The sequence below is a fragment of the Bacillus sp. FSL K6-0069 genome (assembly GCF_038007785.1).
In the GTDB taxonomy this organism is placed as follows: Bacteria; Bacillota; Bacilli; order Bacillales; family Bacillaceae_G; genus Bacillus_A; species Bacillus_A mobilis.
In genome coordinates this window covers 15325-41764 of record NZ_JBBOXN010000002.1, presented here as the reverse complement: position 1 = coordinate 41764, position 26440 = coordinate 15325, and the positions used below count along the sequence as shown (strand labels likewise).

28 protein-coding genes and 2 pseudogenes are annotated in these 26440 nt (G+C 34.6%); 10 read left to right on the top strand and 20 right to left on the bottom strand.

The annotated features are described in order from the left end of the window. Positions 1 to 21: 21 nt before the first annotated feature. Positions 22 to 651: a hypothetical protein gene (locus MHB74_RS27370; RefSeq protein WP_000839996.1), complete on the bottom strand. Its 630-nt coding sequence runs from the start codon at positions 649 to 651 to the stop codon at positions 22 to 24. Positions 652 to 1668: 1017 nt separating this feature from the next. Between MHB74_RS27370 and MHB74_RS27365 the strand changes: the two genes are divergently transcribed. From MHB74_RS27365 to MHB74_RS27355, 3 genes are all read left to right on the top strand, one after another. Next, positions 1669 to 2442, top strand: coding sequence for an amino acid ABC transporter substrate-binding protein (locus MHB74_RS27365; RefSeq protein ID WP_000825672.1), 774 nt, complete (start codon positions 1669 to 1671; stop codon positions 2440 to 2442). Positions 2443 to 2508: 66 nt separating this feature from the next. After that, a complete protein-coding gene (locus MHB74_RS27360) occupies positions 2509 to 3168 on the top strand; it encodes an amino acid ABC transporter permease (RefSeq protein ID WP_000007171.1) in 660 nt (219 codons plus the stop codon). A 15-nt stretch (positions 3169 to 3183) separates the two neighbouring features. Then, on the top strand, positions 3184 to 3930 hold the full coding sequence (locus MHB74_RS27355; protein ID WP_000511339.1) for an amino acid ABC transporter ATP-binding protein: 747 nt from the start codon (positions 3184 to 3186) through the stop codon (positions 3928 to 3930). A gap of 462 nt (positions 3931 to 4392) precedes the next feature. Here MHB74_RS27355 and MHB74_RS27350 read toward each other — a convergent pair whose 3' ends face one another. Continuing rightward, complete coding sequence (locus tag MHB74_RS27350) at positions 4393 to 5136, bottom strand: tyrosinase family protein (RefSeq protein ID WP_000512863.1); 744 nt, start codon at positions 5134 to 5136, stop codon at positions 4393 to 4395. A 207-nt stretch (positions 5137 to 5343) separates the two neighbouring features. Further along, the gene (locus MHB74_RS27345) at positions 5344 to 7008 is read right to left on the bottom strand and encodes a multicopper oxidase family protein (RefSeq protein WP_000820021.1); all 1665 of its coding nucleotides are present in this window, start codon (positions 7006 to 7008) and stop codon (positions 5344 to 5346) included. 164 nt (positions 7009 to 7172) lie between these two features. On the opposite strand from MHB74_RS27345, the gene MHB74_RS27340 reads away from it, so the two are divergent. From MHB74_RS27340 to MHB74_RS27325, 4 genes are all read left to right on the top strand, one after another. Further along, a complete protein-coding gene (locus tag MHB74_RS27340; protein WP_000565448.1) occupies positions 7173 to 7856 on the top strand; it encodes a response regulator transcription factor in 684 nt (227 codons plus the stop codon). Positions 7857 to 7892: 36 nt separating this feature from the next. Further along, the gene (locus tag MHB74_RS27335) at positions 7893 to 9260 is read left to right on the top strand and encodes a sensor histidine kinase (RefSeq protein ID WP_000822722.1); all 1368 of its coding nucleotides are present in this window, start codon (positions 7893 to 7895) and stop codon (positions 9258 to 9260) included. A 360-nt stretch (positions 9261 to 9620) separates the two neighbouring features. Next, complete coding sequence (locus MHB74_RS27330; protein ID WP_001198645.1) at positions 9621 to 9830, top strand: DUF2933 domain-containing protein; 210 nt, start codon at positions 9621 to 9623, stop codon at positions 9828 to 9830. Between the two features lie 167 nt (positions 9831 to 9997). Continuing rightward, positions 9998 to 11122, top strand: coding sequence for a stage II sporulation protein P (locus tag MHB74_RS27325; protein WP_001207347.1), 1125 nt, complete (start codon positions 9998 to 10000; stop codon positions 11120 to 11122). A gap of 477 nt (positions 11123 to 11599) precedes the next feature. Here the strand turns inward: MHB74_RS27325 and MHB74_RS27320 are convergent, their stop codons facing one another. Continuing rightward, positions 11600 to 12280, bottom strand: coding sequence for a DUF6037 family protein (locus tag MHB74_RS27320; RefSeq protein ID WP_000504798.1), 681 nt, complete (start codon positions 12278 to 12280; stop codon positions 11600 to 11602). 310 nt (positions 12281 to 12590) lie between these two features. Next, on the bottom strand, positions 12591 to 12890 hold the full coding sequence (locus MHB74_RS27315; RefSeq protein WP_000200275.1) for an ArsR/SmtB family transcription factor: 300 nt from the start codon (positions 12888 to 12890) through the stop codon (positions 12591 to 12593). A gap of 492 nt (positions 12891 to 13382) precedes the next feature. Between MHB74_RS27315 and MHB74_RS27310 the strand changes: the two genes are divergently transcribed. Beyond that, positions 13383 to 13595, top strand: coding sequence for a hypothetical protein (locus tag MHB74_RS27310; RefSeq protein WP_011167276.1), 213 nt, complete (start codon positions 13383 to 13385; stop codon positions 13593 to 13595). Between the two features lie 159 nt (positions 13596 to 13754). Here MHB74_RS27310 and MHB74_RS27305 read toward each other — a convergent pair whose 3' ends face one another. Beyond that, positions 13755 to 15068, bottom strand: coding sequence for a hypothetical protein (locus MHB74_RS27305; protein WP_000531857.1), 1314 nt, complete (start codon positions 15066 to 15068; stop codon positions 13755 to 13757). Positions 15069 to 15628: 560 nt separating this feature from the next. On the opposite strand from MHB74_RS27305, the gene MHB74_RS27300 reads away from it, so the two are divergent. Continuing rightward, on the top strand, positions 15629 to 16009 hold the full coding sequence (locus MHB74_RS27300; RefSeq protein WP_060757349.1) for a DUF4878 domain-containing protein: 381 nt from the start codon (positions 15629 to 15631) through the stop codon (positions 16007 to 16009). 39 nt (positions 16010 to 16048) lie between these two features. Here the strand turns inward: MHB74_RS27300 and MHB74_RS27295 are convergent, their stop codons facing one another. From MHB74_RS27295 to MHB74_RS27240, 14 genes and pseudogenes are all read right to left on the bottom strand, one after another. Next, positions 16049 to 16501 carry an SMI1/KNR4 family protein gene (locus tag MHB74_RS27295; RefSeq protein WP_000551585.1) on the bottom strand — a complete coding sequence of 151 codons (453 nt, stop codon included), beginning with the start codon at positions 16499 to 16501 and terminating at the stop codon, positions 16049 to 16051. Positions 16502 to 16513: 12 nt separating this feature from the next. After that, positions 16514 to 17746, bottom strand: coding sequence for a WXG100 family type VII secretion target (locus tag MHB74_RS27290; protein WP_048558673.1), 1233 nt, complete (start codon positions 17744 to 17746; stop codon positions 16514 to 16516). A gap of 337 nt (positions 17747 to 18083) precedes the next feature. Continuing rightward, positions 18084 to 18209: pseudogene (locus tag MHB74_RS27285) on the bottom strand (Tn3 family transposase); the annotation flags it as partial. Next, positions 18157 to 18297 carry a hypothetical protein gene (locus MHB74_RS27280; protein ID WP_162493026.1) on the bottom strand — a complete coding sequence of 47 codons (141 nt, stop codon included), beginning with the start codon at positions 18295 to 18297 and terminating at the stop codon, positions 18157 to 18159. The gene MHB74_RS27280 and the pseudogene MHB74_RS27285, both read right to left, overlap by 53 nt. 326 nt (positions 18298 to 18623) lie before the next feature. After that, the gene (locus MHB74_RS27275; protein WP_000845541.1) at positions 18624 to 19280 is read right to left on the bottom strand and encodes an organomercurial lyase MerB1; all 657 of its coding nucleotides are present in this window, start codon (positions 19278 to 19280) and stop codon (positions 18624 to 18626) included. A gap of 149 nt (positions 19281 to 19429) precedes the next feature. Beyond that, positions 19430 to 20059 (bottom strand): organomercurial lyase MerB2, encoded by a 630-nt coding sequence (merB2, locus tag MHB74_RS27270; RefSeq protein WP_000792368.1) that lies wholly within the window; start codon positions 20057 to 20059, stop codon positions 19430 to 19432. Further along, on the bottom strand, positions 20056 to 20445 hold the full coding sequence (gene merR2, locus MHB74_RS27265; RefSeq protein ID WP_000389892.1) for a mercury resistance transcriptional regulator MerR2: 390 nt from the start codon (positions 20443 to 20445) through the stop codon (positions 20056 to 20058). The genes merB2 and merR2 overlap by 4 nt, the downstream gene beginning before the upstream one ends. Positions 20446 to 21345: 900 nt before the next feature. Further along, complete coding sequence (merA, locus tag MHB74_RS27260; protein ID WP_033665599.1) at positions 21346 to 23004, bottom strand: mercury(II) reductase; 1659 nt, start codon at positions 23002 to 23004, stop codon at positions 21346 to 21348. Between the two features lie 57 nt (positions 23005 to 23061). After that, positions 23062 to 23241 (bottom strand): annotated as a pseudogene (locus MHB74_RS29275) (heavy-metal-associated domain-containing protein); the annotation flags it as partial. An 18-nt stretch (positions 23242 to 23259) separates the two neighbouring features. Continuing rightward, complete coding sequence (gene merP, locus MHB74_RS27255; protein ID WP_000867937.1) at positions 23260 to 23634, bottom strand: mercury resistance system substrate-binding protein MerP; 375 nt, start codon at positions 23632 to 23634, stop codon at positions 23260 to 23262. 23 nt (positions 23635 to 23657) lie between these two features. After that, entirely contained in the window at positions 23658 to 23954 is a 297-nt protein-coding gene (gene merT / locus MHB74_RS29270; RefSeq protein WP_000660891.1) for a mercuric transport protein MerT, read from the bottom strand. Continuing rightward, complete coding sequence (gene merE, locus MHB74_RS27250) at positions 23951 to 24238, bottom strand: mercury resistance MerE (RefSeq protein ID WP_254912385.1); 288 nt, start codon at positions 24236 to 24238, stop codon at positions 23951 to 23953. Before merE ends, merT begins: the two co-directional genes overlap by 4 nt. Beyond that, positions 24235 to 24633 carry a mercury resistance transcriptional regulator MerR1 gene (merR1, locus tag MHB74_RS27245; protein ID WP_000672080.1) on the bottom strand — a complete coding sequence of 133 codons (399 nt, stop codon included), beginning with the start codon at positions 24631 to 24633 and terminating at the stop codon, positions 24235 to 24237. The genes merE and merR1 overlap by 4 nt, the downstream gene beginning before the upstream one ends. A gap of 77 nt (positions 24634 to 24710) precedes the next feature. Beyond that, the gene (locus MHB74_RS27240; RefSeq protein ID WP_001073002.1) at positions 24711 to 25439 is read right to left on the bottom strand and encodes an organomercurial lyase MerB3; all 729 of its coding nucleotides are present in this window, start codon (positions 25437 to 25439) and stop codon (positions 24711 to 24713) included. A 431-nt stretch (positions 25440 to 25870) separates the two neighbouring features. Here MHB74_RS27240 and MHB74_RS27235 point away from each other — a divergent pair, with 431 nt between their 5' ends. Further along, positions 25871 to 26440 carry a recombinase family protein gene (locus tag MHB74_RS27235; protein WP_000668443.1) on the top strand — a complete coding sequence of 190 codons (570 nt, stop codon included), beginning with the start codon at positions 25871 to 25873 and terminating at the stop codon, positions 26438 to 26440.

The window sequence follows — 26440 nt, the reverse complement described above, 5'->3', positions numbered from 1 at the left end:
TAAAGGTCTGACTAAAAACAATCATCCGACAATTTGACTTCTAAGATTCTCTAATCCAAATCGATTAATAAACCTTGAAAAAGGCTCTCTCTTTTTACCATGTTCAGAATAGATATCAATTATCTTTTCAACTGCCTCATAAAGCTGTTTAGGTAATAATTGCTCCATAAATAAAACCCCCATTTGAGCATCCTTTCCTTTTGCTTTACCACCAATATATAAATCATATCCATTTCTTATTTTCATTACTCCAATGTCATTTACAAGAGGTTCACCACAGCCAACCGGACAACCAGTATAGGCAGGACGGAGTGTAAAAGGTACTGGTTTCCCAGCAATTCGTTTATTTAATTCAATTGCAACCGGCATACCTTCTTCTTCTTCTCCTTTACAGAAATTACAGGTTCTTAGACTTTTGGTAAAGTTGCCCACTGGATAACAAGATAAACCAACTTCCCTAAAACTTTCTTTCACTTGTTCTACATTACTTTCAGGTACTTCAATGTAAAGTTGTTGGAAAGTGGTTAGCTCCAGTTCATCACCATCATTCAAATATTCAGCAATTGCTAGCAATTGTTTTCCGTTCAACATTGCACCGAATGATATACCACCATTAACAGCTATTTTAACCATTTTTTCATTTGATTTCATTTGGATTCACAACCTTAATTTTTATATTAATTTATAAACATTCATTACCTATTCTCGACTGAAGAGGGAATATTTTTCTTAGTTAAACTTTTTGGTAGTCTTAAAAGTCATTGATGAATATGGTATTTCCAATTTTGAATAAAACTCATAGGACCTCACTCAAATACATTCCCGATTTTTCACTATCTTGATCATCTATATTAGGACCACATTTGCACATGTAATACAGGTTCCTTTATCAACAATTAAAAAATTCAATAATAAATAACCTCCTTTCTTTTGTTAAAAGTATAATACCATACCCTAGATAGGTATAAAATAGGTTTTTGTTTCATTTTAATGAATCAATTCCATTTCTCATTGAATTTTATATCTCCATATTTGCTTGTTCATACTTACTCAACATTTAAATAGCCCTTGCACATTCTCTACTCTCGCTATAGTACTTTAGAAATTAATTCTCCCTTACATTATTCTTCAAGACAATAAAATCCCATTAAAATCTTTAATCATATATATGTATTTTTATAAAAAATTATATTTTTCTTTTCAATTAAAAAAACATGTAGTATACTAACTTCAAAATCAGAGGAGAAAGGGAGCAAACAACTATGCTTACAAATACAACTTTAGTTACATTTGCACAAAAACAACATCATCATCACACTTAACCCTTGAAACCTAGCGGAAAAATTACGCGTAGGTACAAGGGTTATTCCCGTTGTACCTACGTCAGGCAAAGAGCCATGTAGGTATTTTTTATCTACATGGCTCTTTTTTATTTTCAAAAAAGCTAGAAAAAATGATAAGTGAACAAAACTAATACAAAGGAGTTATACAGCTATGGAAATGAAAAGTAGACTTTATGGATTTTAATAACATTTGTTTGTTGTAAGAAATGCCTAAAATTCGGTATTTACTAAGGCTCAAATACTGTATCTACAAAATTCATAAAATGTCAGGGGAATTCCTAAACTAAAGAAAAATAAAACTCAGTTAAAGGTGGTATTTTATAAAATGAAACGTCTAATAACTATAATTTTAATAATAGCGGCGGTATTTTCGGTTATTACAGGCTGCTCTAAACCGAAAGAAAAAGAGGATAACACATTAGTAATTGGTATCGACGATAAATTTGCACCTATGGGGTTCAGAGATGAGAGTAATAAAATTGTTGGTTTTGACATTGACTATGCTAAAGCAGCTGCAGAAAAAATGGGAACAAAGGTTAAGTTTCAACCCATCGATTGGAAAACAAAGGAGTCTGAGTTAAGTAGTGGTCGAATTGATCTCATTTGGAACGGCTACACAATTACAGATGACCGTAAAAATAAGGTTCTTTTTACAAAGCCTTATTTAAAGAATGCACAGGTGGTTGTCACTTTGGCTGATTCACCTATTACTAAACTAAATAATTTAGAAGGAAAAGTTGTAGGTCTTCAATCCCTTTCTTCTGCATCAGATGCTTTGAATTCTAATCCTATCAAATCTAAAATTAAGACCGTTACAGAGTTTGCCGACAATGTTTCTGCCTTAAATGATTTAAAGAGTGGTCGTTTAGATGCAGTAATTATTGATGAAGTCGTTATTAATTATTATATGACTAAAGAGAAAGATACTTTTAAGATATTGGACGAGTTTCTTTCTCCAGAAGAATATGGAATAGGTGTTAAGAAAGGTAATGATGCCCTACTTAAGAAACTTCAAAAAGCACTTGATGAGATGAATGAGGATGGTACTGCTACAGAGATCTCTAAAAAGTGGTTTGGAGAAAATAAAATACTAAAATAATTAAGAATATAGAGCAAAACAGGATTTCCCTATGGTACCCTGTTTTGCTTTTGGGGGAATCCTTTTATGTCTTTTGATTATATTAATTCAATTCTTATGCCAATGCTGGAAGGAGCACAAATGACAGTCCTCTTATTTTTGATTGCCATTGTGGTGTCAATTCCAATGGGTTTTTTATTAACACTGGCTGTAAGAAGTAATTTAAAGCCACTGTCTTGGCTTGCTCAAGGTTATATTTACGTATTGCGTGGAACTCCACTATTACTTCAATTACTATTTATATGCTTCGGATTGCCGTTGCTACCTGTGATTGGTGAATATTTGGTTATGGATCGATTTGTCGCTGCCTGTTTAGGGTTTATTTTGAACTATGCTGCATATTTTGCAGAAATCTTTCGTGGCGGTCTTTTAGCGATTGATAAAGGCCAATATGAGGCATCTCAAGTTCTCGGTTTGAGTAAATGGCAGACGATGAGAAGAGTTATACTTCCTCAAATGTTTCGTATAGCACTTCCCGCTGTAGCTAACGAATCTGTAACACTCATTAAGGATACCGCCCTGCTCTATGCGGTTGCTGTACCAGAATTGTTACATTTTGCTCAAACTGCTGTCAATCGGGACTTTACAATCACACCATTTTTCGTGGCAGGTCTCATTTATTTAATCATGACGCTCGTATTAACTATGTTCTTTAAATGGTTGGAACGTCGATTCAAATTTGAATAGGAAGGAGTGGTAAGTATGGGGATTATTGAAATATCCAATTTAAAAAAATCATATGGCAATCTAGATGTGCTAAAACGAATTTCTTTTGATATAAATAAAAATGATGTAATAGCAGTAATCGGTCCTTCTGGCTCTGGAAAAAGCACGATGCTTCGCAGTCTCGTCTATCTCGAAGAGTTAGACAACGGTAGCATCTGTGTATCTGGCGATTATCTAGTGAAAGATGGAGTATACGCAATACCTCAAGAAATTAGACAGATTACTGGTAAAATGGGGATGGTCTTTCAGCATTTTAACCTTTTTCCACATCTTACGGTCAAAGAGAACTTGGAGCTAGCTCCTAAAATGTTAAAAAAGGAACTATCCGCTGACATTCATCAGCGAAGTGGTGAACTCCTAGAGAGAATTGGACTCTCTGATCGGGCAAATGCATACCCCGCTAACCTTTCAGGTGGACAAAAACAAAGAGTCGCAATTGCTAGAGCGTTAATGATGAATCCAGAATTCATGTTATTTGATGAACCGACTTCTGCCTTGGATCCAGAATTAACTGGTGAAGTATTACAAGTCATGAAGGATCTAGCTCAAGAGCAAATGACAATGATTGTGGTTACGCATGAGATGGGGTTCGCTAAAGAAGTGGCAAACAAGGTTATTTTCATGGACAATGGAGAGATTGTTGAATCGGGTAATCCTACGGACTTATTTATGAACCCAAAGTTTGAACGAACGAAAGCTTTTTTAAATCGTAGTTTGAAATAAATATTTAAACGCTTCAGCATTTGTTCTGGAGCGTTTTTTGATTCATAGTTTGGTTTGAACCTTATATTAGAAGCTATGCCCAAAAACATACTATAAGGGGTAACGCCCCACCTATTTAGTAAATGCACACGGTCTTTTCACAACTCAAAAAATAATATATTCTTTAATTAAACTTGTTGTATTCTAAAAAGTTATAAATGAATAAACTGTTGTCACCTTTTAATAAAACTTTTAAGACCTCGCTTTAATACATTACGATTTTTCCAATATCATAATCATTTATATTAGAATCACACCTTCACGTGTAATATAGGTTTCTTTATTACACTTATATAATCTGGTAATAAAATAAACTTCTTTCTTTTTCGATAAACCAATAAACTATCCCCCCGATATGTATTAAATAGGGTCTTGTCTTGTTTTATTTTAATTCATCTCCTCAAAAAAACTGCTGAATTAAATTCAACAGTCTACTGGATCTAACGAATAGTTATCATATTGATATCCAAGAGATGTATGATCTAGTACGTCTTTCGGAGTTAATGTATTTTTTTCTCCTTCTCTAAATTCATGCATTGGATCATCTAGTCCCAATTCATCTGCACCTGTTGTACCACTAGTTGGTAAATAAGGTTCATTAAGATGTTCTCTTTGCCATATAGCCCAAAGACGATCAATATTGCTATGATGCAACCAAAAAACTGGATCTTCGGGTGATCCTGCTCCTGCCATAACTCCTCCAACCCAATTATGAGGACCATTATGCAACTCTTCTAATGCACTTCTAAAACCACTTGTTACCTGCCTCCAGGGAGCTGTATCATAGGGCGTTGTATCTATAGCTTCCTTAACTTGAGTACGAGTTGGCAAAAAAGGATTTGCACCTAATTGACGATTCAGCCCTGTAAATGCTCCCATAAAGTTTCCTCGCCATATTGAAGATGTTATTGAATTATCAACCGTCCAATCCCAATATGGAATTGTCACATTTCGATTAACTTTTTGTAATTCAATTTCGAATTTATGAAGAAATTCACGATGCCATGGGAGAAACATTGCACTTTGATGTATAGGATGAAAAAAATGTTTACGATGTACATCAACATAGGGTTGATATTCTCCATTTCTTTTTAGTTCCTGAATTGCATCTACAAAAGCTGCCTTCTCTTCATCTGTCAAACATGCTTGATTTTTTCTTATTCCCATTTTTTCACCTCAAACGATAGTTTTTATATCGTTTGTTAGTTATTTCCTATTACATATTAATCTATTCTAAATATTTTACAGTTTAAACGAGCTATATTTTATTCTGCTATCCCAAAATTACATTCTTTTATTAAACTATTCAATAAAGCAGCTATCTTAGAGATAGCTGCTTTAGATTAGTATATAGTAAGTTATGTGATTTTAAAATTACTCTGGCATATTAGGAATATTAGGGTTTGGAACATAATCAGATTTGTAATCTTTATATTTCACTTCTGTTACCATCCCCGCTGAAGCATGATGTAAATCGTGACAGTGGAACATCCATTCACCTGGATTATCTGCTACAAAGGCTACTTCATATTCTTCTCCTGGTTTCAAGTTAAGGGTATCTTTTATAATTGGAGAACCTTCTATTGGCTTTCCATCTTTACTTAATACTTGGAAGAAATGACCGTGTAAATGCATTGGATGATCATCTGTTTTAGATTTGTTTACTAATTTTACTTTTACTAAATCTCCTTTTTTCACCTGAATTGGATCAATATCAGGGAATGTTTTTCCATTAATTGTGTATACCATTTCATTTCCATTCATTTGAGTGTTTAAATCCATTGTATATGTGGCAGTATACTGTTGGTCTAATGTAAAACCTCCTAATTTCTTTGCACCGTATTTTGTCATATCTAATTTTGGAAGTTTTTCTTTTTCATTTGCTTTATCTTTCATCTCTTTGCTGCCATCATATTCAATAACAGCTTTCATTCCTTTTGCCCCTTTATCTTTTGCATGATCCTCAACATACCATTTTCCAGGGTTGTTAGCTGTAAACTCAACGTCGTACCGTTCACCTGGTGCAATTGAAATTACTTGGTCTTTTATAACCTTTGGATCATTAATTGGTTGGCCATCTGTCGCAATCACTTTAATATCATGACCATGAACATGGATATCATGTGATAGATAACCAGCATTAACGAATCGAAGTCGAACCTTGTCACCTTTTTTCACTTTCAATGGCTCTATTAAATCCCCACTTTTACCATTGATTGTGAATAAATCATACATACTCATATCATGGCCTTCCATTTGCATTCCATTCGACTCTTTATTTTTATCCATCTTCATATTTCCATGGTCCATGCCTTCCATACTACCAGAGTCTTTTTTGTCACTTCCCATGTCCATACCCGAATGATCCATGCCTTTCATATCATCATTCTTTTTCGCATCACCGTCTGTTTTTTCTACTTTACCTTTTGTCATTTCTTTTATTTGCTTATCAATTTCTTTTTTATCTGTTACCCATTCATCTAACATTAATGTGTAATCTTTATCATACTTTTCATTTGTATCTTCTACAACAAGAGCGCCATACAATCCTCTATCTAGTTGATTAACAGAGTCTTGATGTGAATGATACCAATACGTTCCTGGTACGTTTGCTTCAAATTCATAGGTAAAACTTTTTCCAGGTTCAACCGCATCTTGTGTAACTCCCGGGATGCCGTCCATATTATTTGGAACCGGATACCCATGCCAGTGAATAGACGCAGGTGCAGATAGTTCATTCTTTAATGTAACTTTAACCTTGTCACCTTTTTTTACACGGATTTCTGGTCCAGGAGATGATCCATTAAATGTCCATACCGGAACAACAACACCGTTGCTTAGTTTTTGTTTCTCTTCTTTCGCCACTAGAGTAACTTCTGGCCCTTTTACAACTTGTAACGGCTTTGTTGCCGTTTCAGTTTGTGTTACCTTTTTATCATTCATATTTTTTTGATCACTTGTTGTATTTGTAGTCGCAGAACATGCGGCAATTAAAGATATTGCGGAGACTGTAACTGCTGTTAATACAAATCTCTTCATGAAAAACTCCTCCTTCTGTTTGTTCAAGGTTATTATATAAAACGATTATCGAGAAATTATGGAGATGGAAAATGGGCAAATTAAAAAAGACCTGCACAATTTTTTCAATATTTTTTAGTAAAATATCTTTTGCTTAGGTATTATCTTATTTAAGGAGGATTTTTATGATAGACATTCTATTGGTGGATGATGAACCACGTATGTTAGATTTACTTTCATTATATTTAACCCCACGGGGATATCACTGTATAAAAGCAACTTCTGGTAAAGAAGCAATTTCTTTAGTGGAAGCAAAAGAATTTCGCTTACTATTGTTAGATATTATGATGCCTGAAATGAACGGATGGGAAACTTGCAACAAAATCCGTGAATTCAGTAGCGTACCAATTATTATGTTAACTGCTCGTGATGATACACAAGATGTTATACAAGGATTAAAAAAAGGTGCTGATGACTATGTTACAAAACCATTTCATGAAGAAGAGTTATTAGCCCGCATAGAAGCTGTTCTTCGTAGGACAAAGCGTCACCATAAAATTGAATATAAAGGATTAATTTGGGATGAAGCCAGACACACTGCGGCTATGAATGGAAATGAACTTTTATTTACCCCAATTGAATTTTCACTACTTGGTTTATTTTTAAATAATTTAAATTACGTATTTACTCGTGAACAACTGATTGAACGTATTTGGGGGCATGCGTCAGAAACTGAGGATCGAACTGTAGATTCCCACATTCGAAACTTACGTGAAAAATTAAGAAAAGCATCATTTCCAATTAATGAGCACCTTAAGACTATATACGGAATTGGATATCGCTGGGCACATGAAGAGAAAGATATATGATATGATCTTATCAAACAACAAGGATAGTGGATTTTTATGAAGCGTATTTCAGTTAAATTTGGATTTTATTTTTTTATTTGCACCTTTCTAATTGAAAGCATATTATTTCTCTTATTGTATTACAGTTTAGTCGATACAAGAGTTCAAGAAGAAGTGAAATCGCTCCTTGCCAGAGGAAATAGTCACCGTGATGTTTTGGAGAAATACTTTGATAATCCAACGATATCCCATGTAGCTCTCATGGAGTCTGAAGCTGAAACAAAAGTTGTAATCACTTCTAAAACTGGTAAAATACTTGCAAAATCAAGCGATGTAGATGCTTCCATGGAAAAACATCTATATACAAAAATGCCTGATGTTAATACAAACGGTAGTGTTGCAGAGGACCACTGGAAAACATCTAATTATATTTGTACCATTAGTCCCATTCAAATCGATAATGAAATTAAAGGCTATGTATACATGTTTTTAGGTACTGACTCCATTAAACAAATGATTCAGCGCTTAACGTATCAATTTATATTTGTTGGAGCTATTACTTTCATCATTACGGTTATAACTATGTTCTTATTATCAAGATTTCTAACAAAGCCTCTAATTAGAATGAAAAAAGCAACAGAAACAATGAGTAAGGGTGACTTATCAGTGTCTTTAAATATTAATGGAAAAGATGAAGTGGGAGAATTAGCACACTCTATTCAAAAGCTAGCAGACGATTTAAATTATATGAAAAAAGAACGAGGTGAATTTCTAGCAAGTGTTGCACACGAACTTCGAACACCTTTAACATATATTAGAGGGTATGCTGATATTATTTTAAAAACAAAGATGTCTACACAAGATCAGAAGCATTATCTTTCTATTATTAAAGAAGAAGCTGATCATGTAACAGGCCTTGTTCAAGATTTATTTGAATTAGCTAAAATGGAAAAGCATAACTTTATTATCAATACAAAGCAAACTAATCTATATGATTTGTTAAAACATATAGTAGCAAAAATTCAACCAGCTTATACTGAAAAAAATATTCATATCATTTTCTCATGTCCAGAAGATCTTGTTCTTCTACTTGATGAACAGCGCTTTGAACAAGTTATACTCAATCTGTTAAACAATGCATATTCCCACTCTGAAGTAAATTCTAAAATATTTGTTATGGTTACAGATAAAAAGGAAAGTATCCAAATTATAGTGAAAGATGAAGGAGAAGGTATCCCTGAAAAAGATCTTCCTCATATTTTCGAACGATTTTACAGAGTTGATAAATCTCGTACTCGCGCTACAGGTGGTAGTGGTCTAGGTCTAGCAATTGTAAAAGAAATTATTGAATTGCATAGAGGGAGTATTTCTGTAAAAAGTGAATTGGGTCACGGGACTATCTTTACTATTCTTCTTAAAAAGTAAAGTATTTTCCTAATGAAAGGCTCGTCAATAATTTGACGGGTCTTTCATTATAGGGTTTAATAACAATTTATAATAAATAAACTGAGGTGAATTATGTGCAATGGTTAAGCCTTTTCATCATTATTCTATTCCCTATTTTAATATTTTCCATTATAAGATTAACAAATAAAAATGGTTGTTGTCATACAAACAAAAGAAAAATTAAGAAATGGTATACCAATAAAGAAGAATCTTAATTCATTATTTTCCATACTTTTTCTGCATAAGTTCTTTAAACTTCTTTTTTATAATGTAACTACAGGAACTTCATCCTGTAATTAACACGGCATAAACACTACTTATCAGATGGAGGTTGAAAATATGCAATGGTTAAACCTTCTCCTTATCTTACTATGCCCTCTCATGATGTTATTTTGTATGAAAGGTATGCGTAAAGGAAACCATCACTCAAAAGGAGGAAACCACAATAACCAAACAGATACGGATCAAAAATTATTAGCTGAAAACAAGCAACTTCGACATGAAATCCAGCAGCTAAAACACGCAACAAATCATAATGACATAGCATAATTTAATTATTAATATCAAAGTCAATTCCCCCAGACACAAAAACGTACATCCCAAAAAGAGATGTACGTTTTTTGGTGAAAAACTCTACTAATTTTTTAAAATCTATCTCTTTTTCATAGTCTGATATAAAGAGCTTGTACATATAATTTAGAGAGAGGAGGGGTATATTGGCACTTAACTATACCTATAAGAAAAAAATAAGTATTAAAAAAGGAATCTTAACGTTTATCTTTTGTATTCAACTATTATTTCTCCTATCTGCTATTAGTGTTTCTCTCTTATCTCATTTAAAAGCTTCCTTTTTACAAAACTGGTCACAAACTCAATCATTGACTAGTTTTTTATATGCACTTGAAACAGAGAACCATTATTTCACACAAGAATTTAAGAAACAAACAAATTCATTGAACCTTTCCTCTACCATTTTTTCTTTAGTAACCAATATAAAATTAAACGATATACCAACTCTCATAAAGAATGAACTTCCTGGATTCTCAACATATTATTCAGAAATTGCTGTAGCTGGAGAAGGAACTAATGAAAGTAATATTCCTAAAGAACCAAATGTTTCATTAGAAGAACTTACAAAACAAAGAAACGCTAATTTAGATGCTACACAAAAAAAACAATCCGAAAATTCAACAAATAATATTCAGCAAAAATCCATTTTCATTTACCATTCTCATAGTCGAGAATCCTTTCTTCCCTTACTCCCTGGTACTACTGATCCTAATGCAGCATCTAGCGATAAAGTGAATGTGTCCTTGTTGGGAGACAGGTTAAAAATCAAACTTGAAGAAAAAGGAATTGGTGCTATAAATAATAAGAAAGACATAGTAGATATGTTATTAAAACGAGGATTAAGTTATCCTAGTTCATATAACGTTTCCAGAGAAGTTGTCCAAGAAACTCTTGCACAAAATAGGGATATCCAGTACCTCGTTGATATTCATCGAGATTCTTCTCGAAAACCGTTAACGACAAAAATGATAAACGGGAAATCGTATGGTCGACTCTATTTTGTTGTTGGTAAAGAAAATAAACATTTTCAGCAGAGTTTACAATTTGCTAAAGCCATCAATTCTTATCTAGACAAAAATTATTATGGTATTAGTCGAGGTATATTCGTAAAAGATCGAAGAGAAGGAAATGGTGTCTATAATCAAGACTTATCTCCACATGCTATGCTAGTAGAGATTGGCGGTGTAGATAATAATTTGGATGAACTAAATCGGACTGTAGATATATTAGCTGAAGCCATTAACGATTACTATCAAAAAGCAAAAAAGTAAATAAGTAATAAGAAATTACAAGTGAATTGTAGAAGGTACTCATGGCACACAAATCATAATCGATAACGCGGTTGTTAGCTACTTTCATTTTATTGTATTATTACTGACTAAGTAGTTTAGAGTTTCTTGTCCTTTGTTCAAAAAGTTTAGACTTTCATGTCCCAGCACTGAGACATGAAAGTACCTACAAATTTTATGATAATGGCTGTTTATCAACGATTGCTCATGATATTTTAGTTTAGAGTTTTATGTCTTTTTACAATTATGCATTTACAGAAGCAAATCCATGTGATCTTATGGGTACGTGTAGGTTTAAATGTAGGTTACTTTTCTACTCTGTAACAAGTTTAAATATATAGTATATAAAAAATAAACAAGATAGATATGCTAGTCTATAGCTACTAGAGATTGGGTGTGTAGTAGGTATATATAAAGAACCCGACATTTGTGCCAGGCTCTTTTGGGTTATATTTGAGATTAGAGTTTGTTAAATTTAGTCTTTATTTCTTCTTTTTCTTTTCGCTCATCTTTTGGTGTACGCGTGAAGCATACGGAAATATTCCTTGTACCAATAAGCTTATGAGCATCGGGTAAAAGTTTTTCCGTTTTCGCTTTATTTTCTAAACTCCGTTTTTTTCCATTTAAATCATTATTAAGGAAACTGCGAAAATATATTTTGTCTTGTTCATTATCTTTACTGGTAGGATATGAATATGAACAAGCCAATCTATCCTTAAGCAGAATATTAGCTTTTGTTGGAATAGCGTTATGTAGAGCCTTGAAAAAATATAGTGGTTTAAAAGGACCGTTTTTATTATAATCAATTTCCAGGAACTCACAAAGTTTTTTGTATAAAATCTTATTTAGATCTGCTAATGGTAAGTGAAATGATTTGTAATTTTCTTCATTTTTGTATATTAACGGTAATTCCAAAAATTCGTTAGTGCCTCTTTTAAATAGGCCCAATGTGTATACTTTATTTGCTGTATCATCATAACTTTTTTTATCATCTATATCCTCATAATCATATTTGAAAATAGCACTGATTTCTAAATTATTTTGATAGCGTATTCCATTTACAACTTGGTAATCAATATCTTTTAGTAACATATTTTCTGACAAAGAAAACAAATTTCTTAGTTCAAATGTTTCTCCCATGTTAATTCTCCTTTCTATAAATTAAATAAACTTGTTTTTAGTGTTTATTTCTCCCTTTTATTGTATCGAGCAGTTAGGAGGTATTTCAACGCTTACGCTGCAGCGTCCAGTATATGATCTATATCCCTTCCAGCGGCGTATTAGTGTTGATGGGGCATTTTCTTTTACAGGTTCATTATGACATATTTTAGTTATTGATATCATTAGAATAAAGAGATTATTTTTTAATGAATTACCAAATAAAAACCCTCCTGATAATGGAGGGTTTTGTTTTCTAAATAATTTACTTTTAAATTGTAGTCCTAATATTTTATTGTAACGGTCCTAATAACCCCATAATTTCTTTGGCTTTTTGGTTTTCAATGCTATAGTAAATTTCTAATCCTTGACGATTACCTCTTATAACCTTCCCTTTCATTTTAGATAAATGTTGGGAAACTGTTGATTGTGGAATGTTTAAAATTTCGGTCATTTGGGTTACATTTAGTGTTTTATGTTTAGAAAGCTCACTGATCAGTTTTAAGCGCATTGGGTGTGCCATAACCTTTAAAAGCTCTACATCCTCTTCTAAAATCGTATTTTCTACGTGTTGATTCGCAAAACTTGTCATAGTATCTTCTCCCCTTATTTGTTCTCTTCTCTTCTCTTCTCTTCTAATGTCATATAAATTCTGTAATACCGAATATCATCATATTCGAATGTACTTTGTGGATTATAATAACTAAATTATACAATATCAATTTGTGTTAGTAGTGTAGTTAATGTGTGGTTTGTATGAAGTTTTAAGTTGTAATGGTCTGCATGTAGCCTATTTATTAGGTAAAAATACTTAAGTCATTAAGTATACAGGTGAGATTAGACTTGAATCAATACTTTACATAATCTATAACTAATTAAGGTGCCAAACTCCTTTGCTTATTGCAAACTTCACGTTATTTTCCGTTTATTACTAAGTTTAGCATTCCATAGATATTATAAATTTTCGAACTTATATTTAGGTATTTTAATTTTTGTATATTTAAAAGTTAAAGGTTACGTGTTATTATTTATATTGCAGGAATCATAGCTACCCTGCTTTTTTAAGTAACTAAGGAGGAGTGCAATGATGAGAGTGGTAATCGAATTTTTGTTATTTATGTGTTGCCTTGCTTCTATTTTTCAGCTTGCATTGGTAATTAGACGCTATATGGCCATAAAAAAAGATTGGTTATTATGTAAAACAAAAGAAAAGGTTCAAACTAAAACAAAAGTCTTTAGTCAATCATGTGTGACTGGTTGTTATATTCTAGCTTTTTTTGTATTGAGATTTTATTAAGAACCTTCTATATAAGAATTGATACTAATGAATTTTAATTGATTGAGAACAAAAAAAGAGCTTAGAAACCATAATGTATAAGGGTTCTAAGCTCTTTTTTTGCTATTGAGACATTAAGTTACTAGCAGGTTTATTACCGATTTTAGCAAAAAATACAATTTACAATTTCCGTATTACACCCTCATTAATTCCAGTCATATAATCTCCATACATATTCCTTGCGAAAAACTCGTTTTGTACTCCTAATTCCCACTTTTCGTTTGTAGTAGCTGCAAGATAAATAAACATATCTTTAACATGTAATTCAGTCTTCTTTTTATCATAATTGTCATAATTACTAAAGGAACTTATATACCTACAATACATCTCGAACAAGTGAGTTTCATCAAAATAAGTATCTCCTATGACACTGTAAACATGATCATTTCCAAAAAGGAACTCTGTCATTTTCGATATTAGGTCAAATTGATGCTCCTTTAGTACAAACCATTCTGCACCAAGGTGCTTAGTTTTTTCTGGTTCTGATTTATCATAACGAACTGCAGATGCAAGTTTAGAAATGTAGCTTCCTGTTATCACCACTAGCATATCTGCTAATTGTAATCCAACAAATTCTTTAGAATCCTTCTCTTCCATTATATTGCCAAACCCAATATTCTCAAATGGCTTAGAAGGTATTCCCTGATCAAGAATTAGTGTTGATTGCTCAGGTTCCCATATACCGTGTAACTTATTCTCGCTTAACCATAAATCAACATCCGAGCTTACCTTTTCCCAGTCAAATGATACTTTTTCAAATACCGCATCATTAGCTAATTTCTTCCCATTCCCAATGTCCTTTATCATTTTTTTGTAATATGCTATTTGGTTCCTCATTCTAGCAACATTCTTATGTTTTGCCACGAATTCTTTCAAATCTTTTTGAATAGAGTATAGTATTTCATTGATTGTTTTTTCTGGATCAAAAAGATTTCTAATAACCTCTTCAGATGCTTCTAATTCACAATATTTTGTGAGACTGTATTTAAATAAAATAGCAGAATCGATAAATCTTTTTGCTTCCAGTTGGAGAATCCACTGTGTAAGCCTAGCATCAATAACCATCGACATTTTATTTACTGAAAATAGTAAGTTAGAGACATTTGCATCTAGTAGCATGTTAAATAAATTTAAATAAAATCTACTATTTACTTCTTTCATACTTGCAACACCGAAATTGAAATTTCCTTTTAGAATATCAATTCCTTTTAGCTCTTTCTCAACCTTATTTTTTTGTCCGTTTCTATAGTTTTCAACCAGTTCCAGATATTTTTTGTTAACATTTTCTAGGGAATCTTCTGGAATATAAAGTACATCAGCTACATAAGAACGCATTAAATCATCACCTAGATTTATTCTTCTATCGTCACGGTATGTATTTGGAATTCTGATTGTTTCTTGTGGTCCTTTTTCATCAATAAAGACTTGTCCCATTGTTAATCATCCTCTCTTCTACTTAGTTCATTTAATTTTTACTACATTGCAAATAGATAAATAGTACACTCTAAAATCTCTATTTAACGCATTTTCTTAATGTTAGTATCTATAAATATATTATATATACGATATATGTGTTTTGTATGGAGATACTGTAAATTTTTTGGGAAGTTTTCACAAAAGTAACCTATATAAAGAAAGCCTTAACTCTAATCTTTATGAATATGCTTATAGTTCAAAAAAGATAAAAGCTCTCCTGTGAATAGGAGAGCTTTTATCTTTCATATAAGTGAATCCGATTTTATGATTTTAAAAATGAATGTCGTCTGTTATACCCCTATAACGCTGACTTCATTATTATACTAATGTATAGAACGGAAATCAATATTCTAGTAATAGGTAGATTCCCCCTGCTACCCTTCTTTTTAATAATAAAAACATCATAAAAATTGTATTTAGATATATATAGTTTTATGGTTTTAGTTATTATATACTTATACAAGTGATTTAGCTCTTTCTAAGAGTTGAAATTACGTTATATATAAGGAGTGGTTTAAATGAAGAACAAATTTACGCGTATGGTCATGTTAATAGTGGTAATGGCTTTATCAGTTACAGCACTTGCAGCATGTGGAAATAATCGTAATCCGGAAGAAGTTGCTACAGCGTATTTCGAAGATGCAAAAGAAGGAAATGTTAAAGATTTTGGCGAGTTATTCACTCCTGAAGCGAAGAAAATCGTTGCTTTTGTGGGCGGAAATGCAGACCTAATGAAATCAGTTAGCAAGGATCTTAAAAGCTATAAAATCCGAAAAGTCGAAGAGAAAAATGAAATTGCTACAGTAACTGTTGATGCTGTATATAAAGATAATCCTAATAAGGTAATCGTAATTGAACTAGAGAAAACGGATGATGGTTGGAAAATTAGTAAATCATAAAAAAACGGTCTAGAATTCTAGACCGTTTTTTTAGTTCCCTCAATCTTCTTCTTCAAAATCACGTAGACTAGCAAGCAATTCTGTAAATGTTGAGCAAACAGGATATATTGCTTTTTCCATGTCCTCTTCTTCATGGTCCCAAAATACGATTGTTGGTAATGCGGAATTATTACGATAGTCAAAGCATAAGAAATTCCCAAAAGGATCATTTGCGAAAGGATATATATTGTCTAATAATTCTTCTTTTATATCTTCATAATTTTTTACAATTGAATACTCATCTTCTATATGGAAGGTCAATAAATCATTGAATACATTTTCATCTTGTCCTGGTACATCAAATATTTTAGGACGTGGGTAACCTCCATCGTATTTCTTCACACATTCAATAAAATCATTAGGTAGTTTAATGTTAAAATATTTTTCTACTTGTTCGATTTCATGATCTGTTACTTTTTCATTACTTACACCAACCCATACAATGTTATGCATTAATAAACCTCCCTATTTTTCTCCGTCTTTCCCCCAGATGTTATACCCACCCGTGTGACCAGTTTGCTTATGTAATTTCGCGTCTACAAGCTGCATTCTTCCTGTGTCCTGATGGTGATGCCATGTATATGTTTTGGGTTTCTGACCATTTTTAAATAATTCAATTTCTTCTGCTGTAAATTTAGCTGCTAGTTTTGGATCTTCTAATATCTGTTCATATAACAGCTTATTACATATTCTATCATGAGTAGGTCTTGATTTTTTAAAGTCAACTTCTTTTAATTTTACTTCAGCAAAAGCATCGAAAATAGGGAATCCATTTAAGTCATATGGTATACCTGAAACTGGATGTTTATTTCCAGCTAACTCACCCATTCTTAAACTAATTGTCTTTGGACCATTTTTACCTTCATAAGTATATGGAGCTGCTTTCTGCAAGTACTGTTTAATACTACCGACTCCCGCATATGAAAGATGATTTCCAGCTTTGAATTCATAATTGTTTAATATATGTAATGCATTTCTATATGTCGGAGAATTAATTACAAGTGATTTTCCTTTAGTAAAACCTGTAATAGCAGCTACCTTCCCAACTTGTCCTGCTTTACTAAGACCCTTATCCCCCAGAAGCCCGAGCCCTAACGTTGCTATACCATAAGCTACATAATGCTCTCTACTTTCCAGATCCCCATTCCAAAATTTATTCATAAACGTATCTGATACGGTGTTCCATGCAGCAGGAATAGTCTCCCTATAGTTTACAATTGCATCTTTCATATTCAGCCAGGTTTCTTTATCACCTAAGGATATCAGTCCTTCCCACGCATCCACTGCACCATCTACAAACCCAGTAGAAATACCAGTCCATGCAGCATTTAAATCTTTTTTATTGAAAAATGACTCTTCTGATTTTGGAGGGAGTTTTCCACACATGGCACCTTCTTGAATATCATGGTCAGCTAAATTTCCACCATACAATTCATCTGCATCTCGGAATTTAACAGCTGCACGTTCTAATTCTACTGCTATTTTATCTAATTCTTGCAAGATGTTAAACATCATTGGCTTTGCTTCATTAAACATCTGATAAAAACGATCACTGCTTGCTCCGCTCCACTGAGAAGCTATATATTCAGTTTGAGAGTATAAATCTTTATGTATATATTCTAATGATGATCTCGTATTTCTTACTGTTTTAGCAGCTTGTTCTAATTGTTCCGGTGTTACCTTAATTTGTGTGCTCATTCCATCCCTTCTTTGCATATATATTATGAAAATTATAACATATCATTCTTTCGTTAATGGTTATCATTTGAAAATATCCGTTCCAAAAGGCGAAAGTATGTCCCATCATAAAAACAGCCCAAATTCCTAATGAGAAATTTGAGCTGTTTCTGTTATAAATATGTTTTATTTTATATTTTTTCATAGACTTATTTCTTTCATTGCTAACAAGGAATCTTAATTATTTCAAAATTTCTAAATGGGGTCTTACCAACAAAACGCGGAAAACATACGCTAAGAGAATTTTGGGAGGAAAAAAGCCGATTTTCCCTACCTAAGGAATCATCGGCCTTTAGTATTATTGAATAAGAGGGCGTAGTGAATATAAACTTGCTACTTTCTTCATATCAAATGTGTATTCGCCAAGAAAATTAATATGTTCCCATCCCAATGGAGAAATATGTTTTAGCAGGTCTTCTCGTAAACTTATATTTGTACACAGCTGCCCTATCTTTTTCAATCCCTAGTCGTACGAGGGAACATCCGCAAGCAGGACAGATTAATGTTTGCATATTTTTCCCTCCTAGAATGATGAATTTTTTTATTCAATACCTCCATGATTTATGGATTTTAACTGTATTTTTGTACTGTTTTTCCGTCTTTAAAGCCTTCAATCGTAGCATCGAATAAATACTCCGGTACCATGGCATATACGGATCGGCTCCTTAGTACAGAAATACCGGGTATTTTTGTAGGTTTTACCACCTTTGCATACTTCGCGTAGTTAGCGGTCAGAGATATAAGAAATCAGGTATAAAAGAGGGAAACCTGTCCTGAGCTGGCCCTGGGTTTCATCTTTCAGACCTGTGGCTCCTTCTGGTATCGTGGTTACTTGCGACTAAATGTCACAGCATGACCCATTGGCAGGTCTAGATTCCTCGTAACGCGTCCCCATTAGGCGACCCAGTTCAAAGGCATCTTCTACAGATAACACTTTTCCCCCTGGATGTTGGTCAAGCCAGTCTTCGGCTGCATTCGGTGAGCTGAAGAAATGGACTTCGTTGCAGAATGCCGTACGAATCGAGGACATATCATCTGGCGTCACGATTGAGACAACGGCAGTGGAAGGTTCCACGCTTACAATGTGGTCCGGTTCCACATTCAACCGTATAGGTTCTCCGGTGCTGTGACAGGGTGACTCGATGTTGACCGAACGACCGATGAGTGCTGGAAATATAAGTGTGTCAAGGGCGCACCAGGCATATAGTTGCTTCCCATCAACCGTAAAGTGGTGAGGGGTAGGGATAAGGGTAAGACCTAAACCAACGACACGGCCTTGTTCGTCGATTTCCACGCTTGGCAGAGACTGGAGAACTTTCTTCACCTCTTCAACAGGTTTTCCGGTCGTTGTCGCCATATCTTCAATGGTGACAGACTCCCCCCCTGCTAGCATTTGTAACAACGGGCGAAACAGCCACTTCATGGATTCTCCTCCCTCTCCCTTGTTCGACTGTTGGTCAAGTCGGGTTACGATTTCCTGAATTTCAGTTTTCATGTCTTTTTCCTCCTTTGTTATTTTTTGTTCCTATTATTATTTTCGATATTACTTTTCATTACCTAAAAACTCCATTTGTTGGACTAATTGACCGATAAAAGCATCCTTTTCATAGCTTGTCTGATTTTTGAAACTTCATGGGCTCTACCCTATGATAAAAATTTTTTCAATTCGTTTCCAAAAGAGAGAGCTTGTTCCAAAGTCATAATTTCCCCTTGCAATTTTGGATGTTCTTCTTTCCACTTGTTTGCATGCTCAACTGAGCTAAAATAGTGAATTTGTTTACATGTTCCTCCGGCCCATGGAGCCTCAGAATCAAACGGCACTGTCCAGATTACTGTTGAATCAGGAGTTGTTTTTGCTAATTTTCCATTTCGGACAGTTACCTCAATCGGTTCACCTGTGTACGCACAACGGGAATGTATATCGACATCAGCAACCAGAGCAGTTGACAGCTCCAATGTCGATATTGCACACCAGGCAAATAAAGTTCGTCCTCCTAAATGAATCTGGTTAGTAGTCGGTATAATCGATAAGCCCAATGCCCCTACTATTTTTTGATCCGCCTCCCGAACGATCATCTGCCGTTGGGCTAATATCTTCACTACTGACTGAACTGTTTTTGTATTAATTCCCGTTTGATTTATTAAAGAACTTTCTGTAACTGCCTGCCCATCACGAATGGAGAAAAAAATTGTCCGAAGAATAGGCACTGATTCTTTAGGCAGCTTAGCTAACAATAGTTCATAAAATTTTTTGAGTTCTGTTTTATTCTTCATTGTTTAAATCCCTCCATTTGATTGAATGCCTCTTTCGGGGAATCAAGGTACGATTCAATGTGTTTACGCAACTTTTGTAGTTCGTTGATTTGTTCGTCTATCTTGGTCAGTTTATCTTTTAACAAATGTTGTAGATGCGGTTCTATCTCCACCGTATTTTTTTCGAAAATCACTATTAAATCTTTCATTTCCTCCAGTGATACGCCTAATGATCGGAGTTGTTTAATACCATTGATACAAAACACATGCTCTTGGTTATAAACGCGGTAATTACCTTCGCTACGCTTTATAGAAGGCAGTATCAATTCCTTTTCTTCATACAGTCGAATGGCTTTTCGACTGACTCCTGTTTGTTGGGCTAGTTGACCAATCGTTAAATCCTCCATTATCTCCCCCCTTTTCGTTAACTGGAAGACCATCACTGAATTAACTAGAGTTTACAACGTTCACCTTAGGGGAAGGTCAAGTGCAATTTTATAATTTAAATACAAAGTTTAATCAGGAGATAGAAGTAACATCATCTTTAAAATGGTGTTATTGCAACATTTCTATAATAAACTCGACATGAAAACCGTTTCCTTGATACTAGCGAGTATTATATGGTAACCCAAGGCTACCTTCGCGAATGGGTTTGCTTGGGGTAATGTAATTTATACATTCAGATTTTAAAGAATCCTCAATTAAAACAACTTATGGAAATCTATCGTCGGGATGTATGCGAACCCAATCTAACAGAGTTATATCAAATTTTAATTCGTCTTGGTTACACTGTTCCAGCTCCATATAATGCTATTTCGGAATCAAAAACAGTTAAGGAACTAGGAGATATTCAAACGCCTGTTTATAGATGACCAGAAGATACTCATTGGACATTATTTCGCCGTACAGGGATTTATGGACTTTGGAATACTGGGGCAATTTCGAGCCATCGAGCAGACGTAAGTGATGCATTTATTCGTAATTATCATCGTGCAAATCGTTGCACCTAGCCACTGACTCAATGGCTGTTAAAAAGGGATTTATTCCTCTGCCACCATTAGTCATTCCTCGATAATTTGTAGAGAAACTCAATCCTTTTTATTAAGTAAGTTTTATAGATTTCAATAGCAAGAAGACTTAACCAAAGTGCACAGATTGTTGACATAATAAACCGTGTAAAACAAATATGCTATATAAATATTTCATTTCCTTAAACAGTTTAAAGTTAATTTGGCAAAGTACGGAAAACCTTATTCATAAAACAGAAAAAAGATTCCTGAGCAATAATCAGGAATCTTTTTTCTAACTTATCCAGCACAGCAAGATAATTTCGAAACATCTTTATCAAAAGTTAGGACAGCCAGCTTCAATCCTTCTGCCATTGTTAGATATGGAGCCATCGTTTCTCTCAGATCTCCAACAGTTAAACCGAATTTCACAGCTAATGTTGCTGCATAAATTACGTCTCCTGCGTTTTCTGCCACTACATGCGCCCCTAACACTTTCAATGTTTTCGCGTCTGCCACTAATTTGAAAACACCTGTTGTTTCCCGATTAACGAGCGCTCTTGGAACAGCATCCAACGGCAATACCGATGTTTTCACTTCATATCCTTTTTCTTTTGCCTGTTGCTCCGTTAAACCAACCGTTGCAATCGATGGAGAAGTAAACGTAACGCCTGGAACCACTTCTAAATTGACCTTTTGATTTAGTCCTCCGATTGCATTACGAGCAGCAAGTCCACCTTCATAAGCAGCTACATAAACAAATTGGGGACCGGGAGTGACATCTCCAGCTGAATAAATTCGGGAATTGGTCGTTTTAAGATAATCATCAATGACAATTTCACCACGGGAACCAACTTCAACGCCTGCTGCATGTAAGTTTAATGATTCTGTATTTGGTTTTCTTCCAGTGGCAATTAGCAATTGTTCTGCTTCAATAATTCGCTTTTTACCATTTATCTCAACATGAACTTTTTTAATGTCTCCATCTTGCTCAACTCGTTCATAGGTTGCACCTGTTACTAAATTAATTCCCTGTTCTGTTAAGGCCTTAGTAATGGCTTCTGAAATTTCAGGATCGTATTCTTTTAATAGACGCTCGCTTCTTTGAATCAAAGTGACTTCTGACCCGAGGTTATGAAATAGTTGTCCTAATTCCATGCCGATATATCCTGAACCAATTACGGTAAGACGATTTGGAACCTTCTTTAATTCCAATAAGCTAGTGCTTGTTAAATAATCTACTTCATCTAATCCGGGAATATTAGGTGCAGTTGAAGAAGCACCTGTAGCTATTAAAAATCTTTTGGCTGTGATTTGATTGCCATTTACTTCAACTGTATTTTCATTTACGAATTTTGCTTCACCTTTTATTAATTCAAAACCATAATCATCAATTAAATTCACATATTTTTCATTTCGCATCTCGGTTACTAAATCATTCTTTTGTTTTACTAATGGCGCTAAATCAACATTTGAAGCCGAAGTGTGTAATCCCACAAATGGATTATTTTTTGCTAGATGATTGATTTCCCCTGCTCTTAATAAGGTCTTAGAAGGAACGCATCCGACATTAACGCAAGTTCCACCCACCGTTCCACGCTCAATCATAGCCACTTTTGCGTTCAAAGCAACGGCTTCAATGGCAGATGAAAAGGCAGCTCCACCAGAACCGATGATGATGTAATCATAATCATAGTTACCTTCATCATTTAAACTTACATCTGTCCTTTTTTCCGATTGCACTTGTATTTCTTCTGCTTCGCCCGGTTGATATTGTGCGTCAGTAATCGCTGTTTTCGCGATATCAATGTCTACATCATACGGTAGTTCAAACAGTGCTTCTCCGCGACGAAAGTCTACTTCAATCCCTTTTGCACCTGCATTTTCAAGAGCAACCGCAATATGTTCTTCACAACCAGTGCAGGTCATTCCTTCAACGTTTAGCCGATATTTTTTCAATAAATTCGTCTTTTGTTCCGATTGAAATTCTTCTGCTTCGCCCGGGTGATAGTTTGCGTCAGCAATCGCATTTTTCGCGTCTTCAACTTTCACGTCATCAGGAAGCTCAAATACAGCTTCTCCACGGCGAAAATCTACTTCAATCGCTTTTGCACCCATGTTTTCAAGAGCGACAGCTACATGCTGTTCACAACCCGAACATGTCATTCCTTGCACGTTCACTCGATATTTTTTCATGGTAAAAATATCCTCCTTTTATTCGACGGGGAGACCCAAGTCTGAAACCTCCGTCTTAATTGCATCTAAATTGGTTTTCGTATCATCAAAAGAAACCGTTACTTCCGCGGTGCTTCCATTAACTTTAATGGCTGTTTTGCCAGCACCTTCAACCTGTGCAATGGCATCTTCCACAACTGATGGCGGGCAGCAATCCATCCCTGCTATAACCATGAATGTCCCCGTCTTCTCAGCTTCAGTAATAGCTTTTACATCCTTCTCTGAATTCATAGCAGTTGTTTTCACTTCACTCTTAGATACTTCAGTTTTTTGGACTTCTTGTTCGTTACTGCATGCACTAACCACTAGCATAAGGGATAGCAACATCATAATCCTGATTATTTGTACTTTCACATAATACACCCCATTTTTTATAGTCAACTTTCAACTGAAAATAAGAAAAGAAACATGGTAAAAACAAGGAACGTTGTAATCCATAAGCCAATGACAGAACTTTTCCTTTTACCCTTTCTTCCATAAACCATATAAAAGGAGTACGCAAGAAGGACAATGGTAACGATGCTGAACAATAACCGATACTTCAACGAGTAGAATGCGATTGCGCCTGCAAACCCAGTGAGTCCAAGGGGAATCAAGATTAGTGGACCCAGGCAACAACCCGCCATAACAAAAGCTGAAAATACAGTGGCTACTTGTGAAACTTTTTCTTTCATGACTTGAACTTCTCCATGCTGCAACAATCATGTGTGGTTGTATCTTTCTTTGTTTCCTCTTTTGTTTCTGGATCAAGTTTTCTCCAGCCCTTGAAAAGAGCGAAAACGAATAACAGACCCATCATGATGAAAATAACATTTTTAAATTCCGTGAAGTATGATCCCAGTGCTGTTCCTGCAATCAACGGAAGTAGTAAAAACAGATGACACGGGCATGTGATGAGTGCGACAAGAAACCAACCTGAACTTTTTATTATGTTTTTCATTTCTGTTTCACCTCTTATTTCTTCATCAGTGTTTCAATAATGGGGCATTCGTAAATATCTTTGTTTTCGGGACATCTTTCTTTAAGATCCATCAGCATTCGTTCAATCCTTTTAAGATCTTCAATTTTACGTTGAATGTCCTCTATCTTCAAAATAGTGAAATCATACATATCACGACACTTCGCTTCATCGCGATCGACAACCCCTAGCAATTTATCAATTTCATTTAAGGTAAATCCTAATTCCTGCATTCGTTTTATGAAATGCAATCGATCGACCGTTTGTTGGGAATACATTCGGTATCCTTTTTCCGTACGTTCAGGCTCTGGAATTAAGCCTAAACGCTCATAATATCGAATGGTCTCCTTGTTAACACCGCACTTGTCAGCCAGTTCTCCGATACGAAATTTCATACGTCTCACCTCACTTACAGCATAAACCACGTACCTTAGTACAGGGTAAATATATAGTTTACTTCATTCATGAGATTTTACTTACCCTTAGAGCCAGATAACGTGCCGCCAAAAACAGCAGCCCCAACCTCAAAGGCTTCCGCAAGAGTCAGCTTGTCCTTCGCCGTTGTTGAATTCTTTTCATTCGCTTTTTGCCAATGTTCCTCAGAACAATAAAATTGAATGGCTGGGCAACAGCTGGTAGAAATGGACGTTGGCTCATTCGATTCGCAAGAAGAATCGCAGCATGCGTTGGTATCGGCAGCATCCGTTGTTCCCAAGCCTACAACCACGGTATCAGGATTGGCAACGGGCATGTTGTTTTTCACATCGATGGTAATCTTTTCACCGCAAAATGCACATTCCGATTCAATAACGGCATCTGTAAACATCGATGGAATGCCAAGGGCATCAATCGCACACATGGAATAAGCTGGCAACATTCCAGCCAATGTAACACGGTGTGGAGTCGGAACTCCTGAAAAAGGATACGCCACGTTCACATCCCCAGAGTTTTGGTCCCAGTGAATTAAATCCAATTCCCTTAAACGTTGAAGAGCAGATTGGACATCAATTTGTTCCTCTGTTGCAGTTAAATCATTGATGTTGACGATTTTTCCCTCAGCCATGAAAAGAAGAATGTCTAAACGGATACTATTTTCTGAAGGAGACAATAAACGGATTTTTCCCTCAAATCCTTCTTCTGGCAAACCAAGTGATTGTAACACCTTGTCCTTTAACGAAGTATTCAAATGATTTTGATTCATGTTGCTGCCTCCTCTATTTGATCTGCAATTATTTACAGGAATTTTTCTTCCTAGTACAGAATAAACCCTGTACCATAGTACAGGGTCAAGTATGATTTATTATTTTATCTTCTAAAACTAAACTATCCCATTAGTTAAGTATAACCTTACCATCTATTCTGAAATTTAACATAGATATCCAATTTTCTTTAAAAGTGTTGTTCCACAATCTGGCCCGATTATTGAACAAAATTAAAAAAGCCATTTAATTCATTAGTTCATGGACAAATCACCATAAACGACCGTTTTTGGTTATGAATAGAGAACTTCTCTAAAAACCTTAAAAACTACTTAAATACATAACCAAAAATATAACCAAAATCAAAAGACCAATATATCTATCTCTACCCCCTTTTTGGTATAGTTAAGGCATTAATAAGGGGGGATTCTTGTTGAAATTTGGATATGCACGTGTCAGTACACAAGATCAGTCATTATCGTTACAACTTGATGCATTGGCTCACTACGGAGTGGACCAGACTTTTGAAGAAAAAGAATCAGGTAAGAAAAAAAACCGACCACAGTTAGATGACCTTCTTAAAGTTTTACGTAAAGGCGACACGGTGGTTGTCTATAAATTAGATCGTATCAGTCGTAGTACCAAACATTTAATTGAGCTTATGGAACATTTTGAAGCAAAGGGAATTCATTTTGTCTCCATTCAAGACAAGATTGACACAACAACTGCTATGGGACGTTTCTTTTTCAGAATGTTGGCCAGCATAGCAGAATTAGAACGTGATATTATCAGTGAACGAACGAAAGATGGATTGACGGCTGCTAGAGCTAGGGGAAGAAACGGAGGAAGACCGAAAGTTGATTTAAAGAAAATAGAACTTGCTATAAAAATGTATGAAAGCAAAGATTACTCTTTATCTCAAATTAAGACGGCAACAGGGATTGGAGCAACAACCTTATACCGTTATCTAGATAAGAAAAAGATATCTGGCAAGGAGTTGTAG

What these genes read in the sequence shown, in the direction of transcription:
- MHB74_RS27355 (WP_000511339.1), top strand. Translation starts at nt 3,184, where the DNA reads ATGGGGATTATTGAAATATCCAATTTAAAAAAATCATATGGCAATCTA.
- MHB74_RS27370 (WP_000839996.1), bottom strand. Translation starts at nt 651, where the DNA reads ATGAAATCAAATGAAAAAATGGTTAAAATAGCTGTTAATGGTGGTATA.
- MHB74_RS27330 (WP_001198645.1), top strand. Translation starts at nt 9,621, where the DNA reads ATGCAATGGTTAAACCTTCTCCTTATCTTACTATGCCCTCTCATGATG.
- MHB74_RS27290 (WP_048558673.1), bottom strand. Translation starts at nt 17,746, where the DNA reads ATGAGCACACAAATTAAGGTAACACCGGAACAATTAGAACAAGCTGCT.
- MHB74_RS27275 (WP_000845541.1), bottom strand. Translation starts at nt 19,280, where the DNA reads ATGAAAACTGAAATTCAGGAAATCGTAACCCGACTTGACCAACAGTCG.
- merT (WP_000660891.1), bottom strand. Translation starts at nt 23,954, where the DNA reads ATGAAAGAAAAAGTTTCACAAGTAGCCACTGTATTTTCAGCTTTTGTT.
- MHB74_RS27350 (WP_000512863.1), bottom strand. Translation starts at nt 5,136, where the DNA reads ATGGGAATAAGAAAAAATCAAGCATGTTTGACAGATGAAGAGAAGGCA.
- MHB74_RS27335 (WP_000822722.1), top strand. Translation starts at nt 7,893, where the DNA reads ATGAAGCGTATTTCAGTTAAATTTGGATTTTATTTTTTTATTTGCACC.
- MHB74_RS27310 (WP_011167276.1), top strand. Translation starts at nt 13,383, where the DNA reads ATGATGAGAGTGGTAATCGAATTTTTGTTATTTATGTGTTGCCTTGCT.
- MHB74_RS27345 (WP_000820021.1), bottom strand. Translation starts at nt 7,008, where the DNA reads ATGAAGAGATTTGTATTAACAGCAGTTACAGTCTCCGCAATATCTTTA.
- merR1 (WP_000672080.1), bottom strand. Translation starts at nt 24,633, where the DNA reads ATGAAATTTCGTATCGGAGAACTGGCTGACAAGTGCGGTGTTAACAAG.
- MHB74_RS27295 (WP_000551585.1), bottom strand. Translation starts at nt 16,501, where the DNA reads ATGCATAACATTGTATGGGTTGGTGTAAGTAATGAAAAAGTAACAGAT.
- MHB74_RS27365 (WP_000825672.1), top strand. Translation starts at nt 1,669, where the DNA reads ATGAAACGTCTAATAACTATAATTTTAATAATAGCGGCGGTATTTTCG.
- MHB74_RS27315 (WP_000200275.1), bottom strand. Translation starts at nt 12,890, where the DNA reads ATGACAAGTTTTGCGAATCAACACGTAGAAAATACGATTTTAGAAGAG.
- merB2 (WP_000792368.1), bottom strand. Translation starts at nt 20,059, where the DNA reads ATGAAGAATAAAACAGAACTCAAAAAATTTTATGAACTATTGTTAGCT.
- MHB74_RS27280 (WP_162493026.1), bottom strand. Translation starts at nt 18,297, where the DNA reads ATGCAAACATTAATCTGTCCTGCTTGCGGATGTTCCCTCGTACGACTA.
- MHB74_RS27300 (WP_060757349.1), top strand. Translation starts at nt 15,629, where the DNA reads ATGAAGAACAAATTTACGCGTATGGTCATGTTAATAGTGGTAATGGCT.
- MHB74_RS27240 (WP_001073002.1), bottom strand. Translation starts at nt 25,439, where the DNA reads ATGAATCAAAATCATTTGAATACTTCGTTAAAGGACAAGGTGTTACAA.
- MHB74_RS27340 (WP_000565448.1), top strand. Translation starts at nt 7,173, where the DNA reads ATGATAGACATTCTATTGGTGGATGATGAACCACGTATGTTAGATTTA.
- MHB74_RS27305 (WP_000531857.1), bottom strand. Translation starts at nt 15,068, where the DNA reads ATGGGACAAGTCTTTATTGATGAAAAAGGACCACAAGAAACAATCAGA.
- MHB74_RS27360 (WP_000007171.1), top strand. Translation starts at nt 2,509, where the DNA reads ATGTCTTTTGATTATATTAATTCAATTCTTATGCCAATGCTGGAAGGA.
- MHB74_RS27320 (WP_000504798.1), bottom strand. Translation starts at nt 12,280, where the DNA reads ATGGGAGAAACATTTGAACTAAGAAATTTGTTTTCTTTGTCAGAAAAT.
- merR2 (WP_000389892.1), bottom strand. Translation starts at nt 20,445, where the DNA reads ATGGAGGATTTAACGATTGGTCAACTAGCCCAACAAACAGGAGTCAGT.